Genomic DNA, 14,334 nt, shown 5'->3' with positions numbered 1-14,334 from the left:
AGATTTAAAAACTATTACTTTTCAGCAACAATTTCGTAAGCTAATTCAACGATTACATCTCTGTGTAAACGAACAGTAGCATTGTATTTACCTAAACGTTTTACAACACCGCTAGTGATGAATTTTCTATCGATAGCATTACCAGATTTCTCTAAAGCTTCAGCGATATCGATGTTAGTGATAGAACCAAAAAGTTTCTCTCCACCAGCTTTTGCAGTAAGTTTAATTTCAAGAGCTTTTAAAGTTTCAGCTAATGCTTTAGCATCAGCAACAACTTTAGCTTCTTTGTGTGCTCTTTGTTTTAGGTTTTCAGCTAAAACTTTTTTAGCAGAAGGAGTTGCTAAAGTAGCAAAACCTTGAGGAATTAAAAAGTTACGACCGTAACCAGGTTTTACAGATACTACATCATCTTTAAACCCTAGGTTTTGTACGTCTTGTTTTAAAATAATTTCCATGTTGTTGTCCTTATATTTTAGAAGTTAGGTTCTGATTCAACAGAAACCAGCGACTAGATTTTTTTTATACTATTTTAATAAATCGGCCACGTATGGCATTAAAGCTAAGTGACGAGCTCTTTTTACAGCTACAGAAACTTTTCTTTGGTATTTTAATGAAGTTCCAGTTAAACGACGTGGAAGAATTTTTCCTTGCTCGTTAACGAATTTCAATAAGAAATCAGCATCTTTATAATCGATATATTTGATTCCTGATTTTTTGAAACGGCAATACTTTTTAGTTTTGTTAGTTTCAATGTTTAAAGGCGTTAAATATCTGATATCTCCGTCTTTTTTTCCTTTTGCAGATTGCTCAATTGTAGACATAATAATTACGCTTTAGTAGATTTTAATTTTGCTCTTCTTCTTTCTGCCCATGAAATAGCATGTTTATCTAAACTTACAGTTAAGAAACGCATAACTCTTTCATCACGTCTGAATTCAGTTTCAAAAGCAATTAGAACTTCTCCAGCTACTTTGAATTCGAATAAGTGATAAAAACCACTTTTTTTGTTTTGGATTTCGTAAGCCATTTTTTTAAGCCCCCAATCCTCTTTCGATACCATTTCAGCTCCTCTACTAGTAAGAAATTCTTCAAATTTCGTTACTGTTTCCTTCACCTGAACCTCAGATAAAACGGGATTTAAAATGAAAACAGTTTCATAATGATTCATAAATAATAAAATTTATTTGTTAAAATTGGGTGCAAAAGTAATCATTAAATTTAAATATCCAACATTTTTTTCCTTTTATTCGTCATAATGCAAAAAATATACGTTCACTTTAGTTTTTTTCTATAAAAAGCAATACATTTACTACTGCTATCCTGAATTTATTCTAAATTTGAATGTTATGAAACTAAACTGTGTTGTTGTAGATGATAGTTCTATACAAAGGACAATTATTGCCAAACTGGTGAATAACCATCCAGGCTTGCATTTAATTGGAGATTTTTCGAATGCAATTGAGGCAAAAAGCTGTATCTCTTTGAATAATATCGATTTAATTTTTCTTGATATTGAAATGCCAGTAATAAATGGCTTTGACTTTCTGGACGGATTAAAATCAAAACCGCAAATTATTTTCATCACTTCTAAAGCTGAATATGCTTTAAAAGCGTTTGATTATGATGCAACAGATTACCTTCAGAAACCAATCGCGGTTGACCGTTTCAATGCCTCTGTAAAAAGAGCAATTGACATGCATCTGCTTAAAAAAGATATCAAAGAAGAAGAAGGCGAACATATTTTCATAAAAAGTAATCTTAAAAAACTTAAAATATTCACTTCAAAAATCAAATGGATTGAAGCTTTTGGAGATTACGTAAGAGTAGTTACAGAAGACGATAGTAATCTGGTTCTCTCTACTATGAAATCTTTTGAAAATGATTTATCAAAAGACAAATTTATTCGCGTTCACAAATCATACATTATTAATATAGATAAAGTTGAGCGTTTTAACAGCAAATTTGCTGAAATAGGAATTACTAAAATACCTTTGAGCCGTAATAAAAAAGAAGATCTTGTAAAAGCACTTTCTACTTCTTCTTAAAGCTCTAGTAAAAATCTACATTAATCACAACTTTTATAGCTCTATATTGAGCAACAGCTTCAAAACTATTCAGCATTTTCTGAATAGTTTTTTTTGTATTCCCCAAATGCAAATTTTGCGGAATCTTAATTAAAATAGTTCTAATGTATTCATTTCGTATTCTGCTTATTGCAGGTTCTTCTGGCCCCAAAACAGGCATTCCCAGATTTTGACTTAAAACCTGATATAACCACATAGATCCTTCTTTTAATTTATCAAAATCTTTATGCTTTAAGGTCAGTTTTATAATTCTAAAATAAGGCGGATATCTATAGATTTGTCTATCATATAGTTGTTCCTTATACATACCTATATAATTATGATCTGTAACCTGCTGAATGGTATTATGGTTTGGATTGTAAGTTTGAATAACAACTTTCCCTTGTTTTTCTGATCTTCCCGCTCTTCCCGCAACTTGTGTCATCATTTGAAAACTACGTTCAAAAGCTCTAAAATCAGGATGATGAAGCATATTATCAGCATTCATAATTCCGACCAAACTAACATTATCAAAATCCAAACCTTTGGCAAGCATTTGCGTACCAACCAAAATGTCGATTTCACGATTTTTAAACCTATCGATTATCTTTTCAAAACCAAATTTACCGCGAGTCGTATCTTGATCCATTCTCGCTGTTTTAGCTTTAGGAAAAAGTGTTGCCAACTCCTGCTCTATTTGCTCTGTTCCAAAACCTTTTGTCGTTAAATCTATACTCGAACAACTATGACAATTTGTAGGTTTTGCTATAGAATATCCACAATAATGACAACGAAGCTGATTTTTATGTTTATGAAAAGTCAAACTAACATCGCACTGCTGGCAATGCGGAACATGTCCGCAAGTCAGACATTCTATTATAGGCGAATATCCTCTTCTATTTTGAAACAAAATTACTTGCTCCCCTAAAGATAAAGCTTCGGCAATTTCTTCGATTAAAAGATCGCTAAAATGCCCCGTCATTCTTTTCCTGAAATGCTTGTCTTTCAAATCGACCAAAAACACTTCTGGCAAACGAACATTTTTATAACGTTCAGAAAGAGTTACCAATCCATATTTATTATTCTGCGTATTAAAATAAGTTTCAATACTAGGTGTTGCTGAACCTAACAATACTTTAGCCTTATGAAAATTAGCCAAAACAATTGCAGCGTCTCGAGCATGATATCTTGGCGCTGGATCAGTCTGTTTAAAAGTCTGTTCGTGCTCTTCGTCAACAATCAATAATCCTAAATCATTAAAAGGTAAAAACAAGGCCGATCTTGCTCCTATTATAATTTGTGCTTTTGGCGAATTTTCAAGCGTCTGTCTCCAAACCTCAACTCTTTCATTATTACTGTATTTTGAATGAAAAACTGCCACTTTATCTCCAAAATGAAGACGCAAACGAGTTACCAACTGAGTTGTAAGTGCAATTTCAGGAAGCAAATACAAAACTTGTCTACCTGTATGCAAATATTCTTCAATTAATTTGATGTATATTTCTGTTTTTCCGCTGGAAGTTACGCCATGTAACAGACAAACTTCTTTCTCAGAAAAACTATCTTTAATTGCTGTAAAAGCATTTTCTTGCGCTTCACTTAATTGGAGTTCTTTTTCTGATTTTTCTCCATTAAATGTAATACGATCATGTTGCAAATAATATTCTTCGAAAATCTCTTTCTCCACTAATGATTTTACCGCTGCTGAACCCGCATTCGAAATTTCAGTAAGTTTTTTTACCGTAATAGGCTTTTTCTCCGAAGCACTAAGCTGAAAATAAGTCAGGACAATTTCTTTTTGCTTATTAGCATTTTTCAATACTTCTAGCAATTCCTGCAAACCATTATCAGACTCGTACTTTGAATGTAATTTTACATATCTAACTAGTTTTGGCTTGTAGCTTTCTTTTATTTCTTCATCTAAAAATATAATATCTTTTGCTATTAATTTTTGAAGAATTGGAAGTATGTTTTTTCGATTTAAAATAGAAGAGATTTCCTGAACTTTTAAAGAACTCTGATGATGCAAAGCTTCGTAAATCAAAAACTCGTCATCAGAAAGTTCGCTGTCATTTACTACAATATCAGGTTTATGCGAAATAATAGTTTCACTTTCTAACAATAATCCGCTTGGAAACGCACCACGATACACATCTCCAATACCACACATATAATAATTTGCAACCCAAAGCCAATGTTTAATTTGGATTTCGGTTGCAATTGGTTTTTCGTCTAAAATCTGATGAATTTCTTTGGCTTCATACAATGTTGGAGCGTTTTCATGAACATCTAGAACAAGCGCCGTATATATTTTACTTTTACCAAAAGGTACCGCCACTCGCATTCCTTTTTTAATGAAATGATATTCGGCCTCAGAAATACTATATGTAAAAGTTTTTGCTAAGGAAAGTGGTAAAATAACTTCGATAAAAAACATGTAACTCCTTTATATGATTTGGAAAAATTACTTCTTCCCAGTTGATTTAGCCAAATATTCGTCGACTAATTTTAAAGTATGATTTAAAGATTCAATATTAGTCCAGTCGTCATGTCCGGGAATAATATATTTTGGATTTTTACATTTCAATTGAACCTTTGCAATTGATTTTTTCCATTCGCTAACATCAGCATCTCCTAAATAACCAAGATCATTCGCTTCGGCACTTTTCACAAAACAGCCTCCGTAAAGAATTTTCTCTTTTCCGAACCACGTAACGATATTATCTGGCGCGTGCCCTTTTCCTGGATAAAAGACTTCAAATTTATATTTTCCAACAGTAAATACAGTATCATTCGAAATTAAAAATTCGGCTCTTTTTTCGTTTTTCTTTTTAAGAATTTCATCTGTTAATTTACCCGAATACGTTTTAATTCCTTTATCTCTGTAAAAACCTAATCCGCCAGCACGATCGTCATGCGAATGCGTTGCAAAAACCATTATTACATCTTTATTATGTTTCGCTTTTATGCTATCTAATAAAGGTTGAAACTGTGTTTTATCCCAAGGCGCATCAAAAAGAACAACACCTTTATCTGTAACCAGATACATGGCATTGGCAGAAATCTTTACTCCTTTATAATCGTTAAAAGTTCTATAAACATAAAAGTCACCCGTAAGATGACTTATTTGTAATGGCGAATTCTTAGATTGTCCAAAGGTGTTTGAAACTATAACTAAGAATAAAATTATCGAAGCTAATTTTCGCATTAGATTTTAATTAGTTTTTTACTCTCGTCCAATATTGCGTTCTTCCCATTATAGAAACTCCCACATATCCACGAAGTTTTAATTTATCAGCAGATTCTAAAGTAATATAGCATTTATACTTTTTACCGCTTCCTGGATCTAAAATCGTTCCTCCATTATATTCTGAACCATCTTTTTTAAGACCATTCATAATTACCATTCCTAAAATTGGTTTGTTTTTTTCGGCTCCGTCACATTTTGCGCAAAGATCTTTTTTGTGACTATCACGAAGAATGTCTATTACTTTACCATAAATTTTTCCTGATTTCTCGTAAATCTCTACGATAGATTTAGCTTCTCCTGTTTCATCATCAATTGTTTTCCATTTTCCAATTACACTTTGGCTTTGCATGGTCAGCGCAAAGAAAAAAACTCCGATAGTTAGCATCCAATTTTTCATACTATTTATTTTTTTTTTGTTTTAATTTTCTGATTGAAGCGTTCAATTCGAACCCTAAAAGCAGAATCATACAGTTTATCCAAATGTAAAACATTAGAATTAATAATGTCCCAATTGAGCCATAAAGTTCATTATATTTTGAAAATTTTATAACCCAAATCCCAAAAAAGAACGAAGATATAACAATTAAGATCGTTGTAAAAACAGAACCAATACTTATAAAAGGTACTTTATTGTACTGTTTTGTACCATAACGCAATAATATTGAAGATGTTATCAAAATCATTAAAACAACAAACAAATATCGACCCAAAATGATCAATGGAATTCGATCGCTTAACACATCTTGAATGATTGTTTTTTGAATAAAGACCTCAAAAACGACAATTGTCGCTACTGTCACAAACAGAATAACTGTCATTACCATAGAAATTGCCAATGCAACTAGATATTGCCTGAAAAAACCACGTTTATCAAAAACATGTTTAGAAGATTCAAAACCACTCAAGATCCCATTAATTCCGTTCGCCATTAAAAAAATAGAAAGCAAAAATCCTGATGATAATAAACCAGAGTGACTATTATTTAAAATATCGCTGATAATTTTACTAATAGCATCAAAAGTATTTGGAGGTACACTCTGCTGAACAAACTGCAGAAAATCTTCCTGAAAATTATCTATCGGAATAAACGGGATTAAGTTTAAGATAAATAGCGCAAAAGGAAAAAGTGCCATAAAAAAGCTAAAAGAGACCGCACTGGCATGATATGAAAAAGCACCTTCAAGAATTCCTAAAGTGTACATTTCCAGCAAATCATACATTGAAAACCCCTCTAACCAAGGCAATTTTATTCTTTTAAAAAGCCGGGCTAAAGAACGCACCACAGGTATTTTCTCAATCCTTGCTTCTATCTCTTGGGACATATTTTTTGATTTTAGATTTTAGAGTTATGATTTTTTAGATAAAAACAAATAGCTTTTAAAATCAAACTCATACTTATAACTCAAAACTAATAACTTCCTTAAAAGGCTTTCAAACTCAAATCCATGTTATGAACCGAATGCGTTAAAGCTCCTGACGAAATATAATTTACACCGCATAAAGCATATTCGCGGATGGTTTTTTCGCTAATATTACCTGAAGATTCCGTCTGGCATTTTGTTCCAATTAATTCAACAGCCGTTTTAGTGTCTTCATAATTAAAATTGTCTATCAAGATTCTATGAACACCATCGCTTAACAAAATCTCCCTGATTTCGTCTAAGTTACGAGCTTCAACAATAATCTTCAAATCAAGATTATTTTCTATTAAATATTCTTTTGTTTTTGCAATAGCGCGCGTAATTCCTCCTGCAAAATCAATATGATTGTCTTTTAACATAATCATATCATACAAAGCATAACGATGGTTCTCGCCTCCTCCAATTTTTACAGCCCATTTTTCTGCAACTCTAAAATTTGGCGTTGTTTTACGTGTGTCTAAAATTTTTGCATTTGTTCCTTCCATAAGCTTCATTAAAAAGCTTGTTTTTGTTGCAATTGCAGACATACGCTGCATAGTGTTCAAAACAACTCTTTCGGCCTTTAAAATAGATTGTGAACTTCCTGAAACTTCAAAAACAACTTCTCCATATTCTACATGAGTTCCGTCTTCAATAAAAGTTTTCACTTTCAGTTTTGGATCCACGTGTTCAAATATCAATTTAGCAAGTTCAACACCAGCAATTATTCCCTGATCTTTTACCAATAATTTCGCCTGACCGTGAGCTGAATCTGGAATACAAGCCAATGAACTGTAATCGCCTGGTCCAACATCTTCTCTAATAGCATTAGTAATTAAAAGTTGTAATTCTGCTTGAAATTGAGCTTCGCTTATCATTTTTCTATTTTTAATAATAATGCTAAATTAGAATATATTTTATGGATTTGAAAGTTCCGACAACATGAAAAATTACACAAAACATTAAATATCTCTTTTTTAACCATTAAGACACTCAGAAAAATAAAGTTACAATTCTTAACAAAACTTAATCTTTCAATAAGCGTTCAATTAAATATCTTTGAGGTTCAATCAAGCAAAAATTATGGGATTAATTAAAGATATTTACTCGGTTTCTTTTTACGAAAAATTTGGTCAGGCTGTCGCCGAAGTGAATCCTTCATTCAACAAAAAGAAATTCATTGAAGCTATTTACGAAGGTGATTTTGCTCAAAAAGAATGGAAAGAAAGAATGAAGCACACAACGGTGGTTTTACATCAGTTTATGCCTCAAAATTTTCCCGAAGCCGTTTCTCTAATTGATAAAATCATCGAAAACTTAAAGAAAAATAGTTTTACTGATGGCAATTTGGCTTTCATTTTCTTTGCCGATTATATTGAAAATTACGGCTTAGACGATTTTGAAACATCTGTAAAAGCCTTTGTTTCGATCACACAATTTATAAGCTGCGAATTTGCTGTTCGTCCTTTCATTTTAAAATATAAAGAAAGAATGATTGACGAAATGATCAAATGGTCTTTACACGAAAATCATCATGTTCGCAGATTGGCAAGTGAAGGATCAAGGCCAAGATTGCCTTGGGCAATGGCAATTCCGTTTCTGAAAAAAGATCCCTCTTCTATTCTTCCTATTTTAGAAAATCTAAAAAATGATCCTTCAGAATATGTTCGCAGAAGTGTTGCCAACAATTTGAATGATATTGTAAAAGATAATCCTGAAATTGTTCTTGAAATCGCTTCAAGATGGAAAGGTCACAGCAAAGAAACGGACGGAATTATTAAACATGGATGTAGAACTTTACTAAAACAAGGACATCCGGACATTTTAAGCCATTATGGTTTAGAAAGTACAGATATTGAACTTTCGTCTTTCGAAATCAAAACGCCAACTGTGAAAATTGGAGATTATCTTCAGTTTCATTTTCACTTGAATAATAAAAACGAAAAGCCAAAAACAGTTCGTTTAGAATATGCTGTTCATTATAAAAAAGCAAAAGGACATTTGGCGAAAAAAGTTTTCAAAATCAGTGAAAAAATCTATCATCCGAATCAATTAACAAAAATTGAAAGAAATCAGTCTTTTAAATTGATTACGACACGTGTTTTTCATGCGGGAACTCATCAATTGTCCATTATAATTAATGGAACGGAGAGTGACTCCCTAAGTTTCGACCTAATTGAATAATGTCCTATTTTAATGCTCCAGCGGAGCAGAATATTTATAGCTAATATTATCGTATTCCACAAAAAAAGCTCCAGCGGAGCGACATATTTATTTCGCCCCGCTGGGGCTTAGTCGTTGTGGCAACCTTATTATTCTACAAATATTTCGTTCCTCTGGGACTTTTTGAAACTAAATTTAATCATCAACTAAAAACTTAACCAACGTTTTTCCTTATTTTTATAATTCAAAAAAAAACAAAAACAAGTTTTCTTAATCTAAATTAAGTTACAGACTAGCATCACAACTGTAATTTTGTTTTCAAATCAAATAATACCACATGTCAAATATCAGTTTAATTATCGAAGAACGTGCTGCCAACATTGGCAATTTTATGGTTGGCAGATTATTGCCTTTCCGCGAAAAAAGAGCTGTCGGACCATTTGTATTTATCGATCATATGGGACCTGCGCATTTAAGTGATCATGAAAATATGGATGTTCCTCCGCACCCGCATATCGGACTTTCTACGCTAACTTTTTTGTTTGAAGGAAGCATTATGCACCGCGACAGTTTAGGAACAGAATTAGAAATAAAACCCGGCGCTGTAAACTGGATGACAGCAGGAAAAGGAATAGTTCATTCTGAAAGAACTCCAGAATATTTAAGACATTCTGATAAAATGCTTCACGGATTACAGATTTGGGTTGCGCTTCCGAAAGAATTAGAGCAAATGGATCCAAATTTCACGCACGTTGAAGCAGACGATATTCCAGCTTGGGAAGAAGACGGTGTTTCATATAAATTAATTGCAGGTGAAGCTTTTGGCAAAAAATCGCCAGTTCCTGTTTATAGTCCGCTTTATTTTATTGAAATAAAAAGCAAAGAAGCGAAGAAAATCAATATTGGTAAGCATTTATTCGGCGAAAGCGGTTTGTATATTTTAGAAGGAAGTATTAAAAATGGCGAACATGTTTATGATCCGAGACAAATTTTAATTACAACTGAAGCTTCTCTTTGTGAATTTGAAATTTCCGAAAATTCAACGGTTTATATCTTTGGCGGACAACCATTTCCTGAAGAACATTTTATCTTTTGGAATTTCGTTTCATCTGATAAAGAATTAATCGAAAAAGCTAAAACTGACTGGACAAACCAAACTTTCCCAAAAGTTCCAGGCGAAACCGAATTTGTGCCATTACCTGAACCAAGAATCAAATAATTATGGATACAGTATCAGCAAAAATAGATACGCGTTTGTATCGCACGGAAATCACTTCTGCAAGCGGAAATGTTTTAATTTCAGACGAACCTCAGCAATTAGGCGGAAAAAATTTAGGTTTAAATCCGACCGAGCTTTTGGCGTCATCATTGGCTTCTTGCACATTAATTACATTACGAATGTACATTAATCGTAAACAATGGAACGTCGAAGAAATCAATATCAAAATTGATTTTGAAAGAGATTCAGAGAGAAATTGTACCTCATTCACCCGAAGAATCGAAGTAATCGGTGAAGTTAACGAAGAGCAAAGACAAAGATTAGAAACGATTGCAAACAGCTGTCCAATTCATAAAACACTGACACATTCAATCGAAATTAAAACGACATTAATATAATTACAATGGAAATTCAACAAATAAACGATACAAGAAAAGGCTATTTTGAAGCAATTGAAGACGGAAAAGAAGCTGGAAAAATGACTTATACTTGGGCAGGAGATTCTAAATTCATCATTGATCACACTGAAGTAAGCCCCGATTTTAACGGAAAAGGTGTCGGCAAAAAACTAGTTATGGCTGCGGTAGATTATGCAAGAGCAAACAACTTAAAAATTATTCCGCTTTGTCCTTTCGCGAAAAGCGTTTTTGATAAGGTTGAAGAAATTCGTGATGTACTTTTTTCTTGAGGTTCAAAGTTGCAAAGGGATAAAGGCACAGAGGTTTTCTATCTTTGTCTAAAGTTTTATTGTAGAGACGCACTGTTGTGCGTCTTTCGCATTTTATAAACGTCCTGTTTGTCATTTCGACGAAGGAGAAATCTCCACGAGTAACTCCGCAACGAAAATCCAATCTTTATCGAGCTTCTTGCCAAAATTTCTCCTTCGTCGAAATGACAAAAATTGCGAAAGACCACAATCTACTTAAAAAAAACTTTGCCCCTTTGAACCTCTGCTCCTTCGTCCCTCCAAAAACAAAATTTTCAAATCTCCTTGGAAACTCGTATATTTGCATGTAATTTAAACTTAGAGTATGACAAGGATAATTACGCTTTTCTGTATTTTTATAACACAAATCGGCTTTTCTCAATCAGCTGAGAGTTATTTAGAAAAAATCAGAAATAATGAAGCTCTCTTAACAGCTTTTTTTCAACAAATGCCTAAAGGAGGCGATTTACACCACCATTTTTCAGGATCAGTTTATGCCGAACCGCTTTTAGAAAGAGCAATTGCCGAAGATTTTTATTTGAATCTAGAAACTATGGCGGTTTCAAAAACAAAACCTTCAAACGGAAACTGGGAAAACTTTTCATCTCTTGCAAACAAAGGAAAATTAGATTATTACGAACAACAAATCATGCAGACTTGGTCTGTAAAAGATTATAATGGTTCTGTGCCTTCTGACGATCAGTTTTTTGATTCTTTCATGAAATTCGAACCTACAATTCAAGGTCATTTTGCGGAAGGAATGCTTGAGTTGAAAAAGCGTTCCATTGCAGAAAATGTTTCTTATATCGAAACTCAATTATCAACAATTCCATGTGATATGAATGTTTCTGATTTAGCAGATTTCAATACAAAACTTCGCCAGGCGGCAGATCAAAAAGACGAAAAAGCAGTTCTGAAACTTTTGGACGAATTATACAAATCACTTCAGAAAAAAGAGGCTAAAAAATATGCTGAAGATTTCAACAATAATTTCGTTGCAAAACTGCATAAAGATTTAAAAATAGATGACGAAAAATTTACCATGCGTTATCAGAACTTTGTGCTTCGTTTTATGGAACCTGTAGATTTGTTTAAAAATCTGGTTATTGCTTTTATTTCGTCAAGCGAAAGTAAACTGACTGCAGGTGTAAATATCGTTTCTCCAGAACACGGACAAACATCTATGAAAGATTATTGGCTACACATGGTAATGTTTAAATACTGCCACTCTAAATTTCCAGATGTAAAATACACACTACACGCAGGCGAATTGACTTTAGGTTTGGTTCAGCCAGAAGAATTGACTTGGCATATTAATGATGCAATTTACGTTGCAGGAGCAAACAGAATTGGTCACGGAGTAGATATTGCTTACGAAGCCAATTCGTACGATTTGTTGAAATATATGGCTCAAAAAAATATTCCAATCGAGATTAATTTAGTGAGTAACGAATTCATTTTGAAAGTAAAAGAAAACAGACATCCGTTTACACTTTACAAAGAATTTAATGTGCCAATTGTAATTAGTACTGATGACGCAGGAATTTTAAGAAGCAATATGACAGAACAATATGTTTTATTAGCGAAAAGATATCCTGATGTGAATTATGAAACGATCAAAAAATACGTTTACAACAGCATCAATTACAGTTTTATTCAGGACGCATCAGTTAAAAAACAATTAATTAAAGATTTAGATAATCGTTTTAAAACTTTTGAATCGAAATTTTCTAAAAACTAATATTTAATTTCACGCAGATTTTACAGATTTAAGCTGATTTGTCCAGATTTTTATCTAAAAAATTAAATCTGCTCAAATCTGTAAAATCTGCGTGCAAAAAAATAAAATTATGATCCTAGAAGCAGCATTTCTTTATGTAAAACCAGAATTAGCCAATCAATTTGAAGCTGATTTTTCGAAAGCAAGTCAATATATTTCATCAATAGATGGTTATTTAGGACATCGTTTAGAAAAGTGTCTTGAAGTAGAAAATAAATATCTTTTATTAGTTGACTGGAATACGCTTGAAGATCATACAGTAGGTTTTAGAACTTCTGAAGCGTATTTAGAATGGAAAAAGATCTTGCATCACTATTACGAACCATTTCCGATTGTAGAACATTTTGAAACGGTTTTTGAGAATAAAAAACAATAAATTGCTTTGCGTAAACAATTAAACACATAGAAACATAGGCATAATTGTTTCCGTTTAAGATTACAGAAAAAGCAAGCTTTAACACATAGCTATGTGTATTGCGGTTAGTGAAACGCCTTTTACAGACAAAGAAAAACTATGTCTCTATGTGTTTAAATTACCGCAATTCGTGGCAAAAACTTAGCAAATGAACATCAAACTTATCGCAATAGGTAAAACAGATAACAAATCGCTTCAAACGTTGATTGACGATTACACCAAACGTTTGTCTTTTTATATCAAATTTGAATTGGAGATTATTCCAGACATCAAAAACGTAAAAAACTTATCTGAAAGCCAGCAAAAAGAAAAAGAAGGCGAATTGATTCTTTCAAAACTTTCTGCCACCGATCAATTAATTTTATTGGACGAAAACGGAAAAACTTTCTCAAGCGTTGGTTTTTCTGAAGAATTGCAAAAGAAAATGAATTCTGGTGTAAAAACACTGGTTTTTGTTATTGGTGGACCTTACGGATTTTCTGAAACCGTTTATAAAAAAGCGCAGGGAAAAGTTTCGCTTTCGCTAATGACATTTTCACATCAAATGGTTCGTTTATTTTTTATCGAACAACTGTACCGCGGATTTACCATTTTACGAAATGAACCTTATCATCATCAATAAGTTTATTTTAAGTTTTAGATTTCAAATTTTTAATTTAAAAATTTATTGCCTCCAAAAACCATAAAAATTTAATAATCAATATTTTAAACCATAAAACAAAATTAAAATCGTAAATTTACAGTGCTTTATTATCTCTTAAAAGATTTAATAATTATAGTTTTTTAACCTTTTTTCTAATTTAAAAAAAACATAATTATGAAAGCTCTAATTAAATTTTCAGCATTTTTATTTCTGCTCTTTATTGGAACTTCATGTTCTAATAGTGATGACAACAATTCACCTGTTATGGTAACTTTCTCAGCTGCCTTAACTCCTCCAACTGGTGTTACTTCTACAGCTTCTGGCACTGCTGCGCTCACATTAAATAAAACGGCAAAAACATTCGAAATCAAAGTTACTTATTCGGGGTTAACACCAACACACGGTCATATACATGCCGCAGATGGTGCAATAGTTATCCCGTTTTCTGATGAAAGTGTAGCAACTTCTCCATTTACTGTGTCTGGCAGCGTGACAGATGCACAAATTACAGAACTTATGGCCAATCATTATTATGTAAATTTACATACCACAGCATATCCTAATGGCGAAATTAGTGGTACTTTAATGAAAACTGGCACTTCCGGAGGTGGCGGAGGTGGTGGCGGTTATTAACCTTACAATTAAAAAAAGCCTTTCTGATTCTAGAAAGGCTTTTTAATTCTTGTTTTTCTTGC

At 32.7% G+C, this 14,334-nt stretch carries 17 protein-coding genes; 9 read left to right on the top strand and 8 right to left on the bottom strand.

All coding sequences use genetic code 11. The annotated features are described in order from the left end of the window. Positions 1-14: 14 nt before the first annotated feature. The 3 genes from rplI to rpsF all read right to left on the bottom strand — a co-directional run bounded on the left by rplI (position 15) and on the right by rpsF (position 1,168). The gene (gene rplI / locus V6624_RS13375; RefSeq protein ID WP_035648232.1) at positions 15-455 is read right to left on the bottom strand and encodes a 50S ribosomal protein L9; all 441 of its coding nucleotides are present in this window, start codon (positions 453-455) and stop codon (positions 15-17) included. A gap of 69 nt (positions 456-524) precedes the next feature. Further along, positions 525-821, bottom strand: a complete 297-nt coding sequence (rpsR, locus tag V6624_RS13370; protein ID WP_002987043.1) for a 30S ribosomal protein S18 — start codon at positions 819-821, stop codon at positions 525-527. Between the two features lie 5 nt (positions 822-826). After that, positions 827-1,168, bottom strand: a complete 342-nt coding sequence (rpsF, locus tag V6624_RS13365; protein WP_007810575.1) for a 30S ribosomal protein S6 — start codon at positions 1,166-1,168, stop codon at positions 827-829. A gap of 178 nt (positions 1,169-1,346) precedes the next feature. Here rpsF and V6624_RS13360 point away from each other — a divergent pair, with 178 nt between their 5' ends. Beyond that, positions 1,347-2,045: a LytR/AlgR family response regulator transcription factor gene (locus tag V6624_RS13360; protein WP_008463025.1), complete on the top strand. Its 699-nt coding sequence runs from the start codon at positions 1,347-1,349 to the stop codon at positions 2,043-2,045. Between the two features lie 4 nt (positions 2,046-2,049). Here the strand turns inward: V6624_RS13360 and priA are convergent, their stop codons facing one another. From priA to nadC, 5 genes are all read right to left on the bottom strand, one after another. Further along, positions 2,050-4,500: a replication restart helicase PriA gene (gene priA, locus V6624_RS13355; RefSeq protein WP_338838875.1), complete on the bottom strand. Its 2,451-nt coding sequence runs from the start codon at positions 4,498-4,500 to the stop codon at positions 2,050-2,052. Between the two features lie 27 nt (positions 4,501-4,527). Continuing rightward, positions 4,528-5,271, bottom strand: coding sequence for a subclass B1 metallo-beta-lactamase (gene bla-B1-FLAV / locus V6624_RS13350; RefSeq protein ID WP_111283739.1), 744 nt, complete (start codon positions 5,269-5,271; stop codon positions 4,528-4,530). 10 nt (positions 5,272-5,281) lie between these two features. Then, a complete protein-coding gene (locus tag V6624_RS13345) occupies positions 5,282-5,710 on the bottom strand; it encodes a DUF2147 domain-containing protein (RefSeq protein WP_111283737.1) in 429 nt (142 codons plus the stop codon). A gap of 1 nt (position 5,711) precedes the next feature. After that, positions 5,712-6,635, bottom strand: a complete 924-nt coding sequence (locus V6624_RS13340) for a YihY/virulence factor BrkB family protein (protein WP_111283735.1) — start codon at positions 6,633-6,635, stop codon at positions 5,712-5,714. 98 nt (positions 6,636-6,733) lie between these two features. Further along, positions 6,734-7,591: a carboxylating nicotinate-nucleotide diphosphorylase gene (nadC, locus tag V6624_RS13335; RefSeq protein ID WP_111283733.1), complete on the bottom strand. Its 858-nt coding sequence runs from the start codon at positions 7,589-7,591 to the stop codon at positions 6,734-6,736. A gap of 205 nt (positions 7,592-7,796) precedes the next feature. On the opposite strand from nadC, the gene V6624_RS13330 reads away from it, so the two are divergent. From V6624_RS13330 to V6624_RS13295, 8 genes are all read left to right on the top strand, one after another. Next, complete coding sequence (locus V6624_RS13330) at positions 7,797-8,897, top strand: DNA alkylation repair protein (RefSeq protein WP_111283731.1); 1,101 nt, start codon at positions 7,797-7,799, stop codon at positions 8,895-8,897. A 316-nt stretch (positions 8,898-9,213) separates the two neighbouring features. Further along, positions 9,214-10,095, top strand: a complete 882-nt coding sequence (locus V6624_RS13325; RefSeq protein ID WP_111283729.1) for a pirin family protein — start codon at positions 9,214-9,216, stop codon at positions 10,093-10,095. A 2-nt stretch (positions 10,096-10,097) separates the two neighbouring features. Next, a complete protein-coding gene (locus tag V6624_RS13320; protein ID WP_111283727.1) occupies positions 10,098-10,493 on the top strand; it encodes an OsmC family protein in 396 nt (131 codons plus the stop codon). A gap of 5 nt (positions 10,494-10,498) precedes the next feature. Further along, positions 10,499-10,783, top strand: coding sequence for a GNAT family N-acetyltransferase (locus tag V6624_RS13315; RefSeq protein WP_111283725.1), 285 nt, complete (start codon positions 10,499-10,501; stop codon positions 10,781-10,783). Between the two features lie 343 nt (positions 10,784-11,126). Next, a complete protein-coding gene (locus V6624_RS13310) occupies positions 11,127-12,542 on the top strand; it encodes an adenosine deaminase (RefSeq protein ID WP_338838868.1) in 1,416 nt (471 codons plus the stop codon). A gap of 109 nt (positions 12,543-12,651) precedes the next feature. Beyond that, positions 12,652-12,957: an antibiotic biosynthesis monooxygenase gene (locus V6624_RS13305; RefSeq protein ID WP_338838867.1), complete on the top strand. Its 306-nt coding sequence runs from the start codon at positions 12,652-12,654 to the stop codon at positions 12,955-12,957. Between the two features lie 187 nt (positions 12,958-13,144). Then, a complete protein-coding gene (gene rlmH / locus V6624_RS13300; protein ID WP_111283719.1) occupies positions 13,145-13,618 on the top strand; it encodes a 23S rRNA (pseudouridine(1915)-N(3))-methyltransferase RlmH in 474 nt (157 codons plus the stop codon). A 195-nt stretch (positions 13,619-13,813) separates the two neighbouring features. Further along, on the top strand, positions 13,814-14,272 hold the full coding sequence (locus V6624_RS13295; protein WP_111283717.1) for a CHRD domain-containing protein: 459 nt from the start codon (positions 13,814-13,816) through the stop codon (positions 14,270-14,272). Positions 14,273-14,334 lie beyond the last annotated feature (62 nt).

Source organism: Flavobacterium ginsenosidimutans (genome assembly GCF_037478105.1).
Taxonomy (GTDB): Bacteria; Bacteroidota; Bacteroidia; order Flavobacteriales; family Flavobacteriaceae; genus Flavobacterium; species Flavobacterium ginsenosidimutans.
Note: the sequence above shows the minus strand (reverse complement) of the source record. Positions and strands in the feature narration are given on the sequence as shown.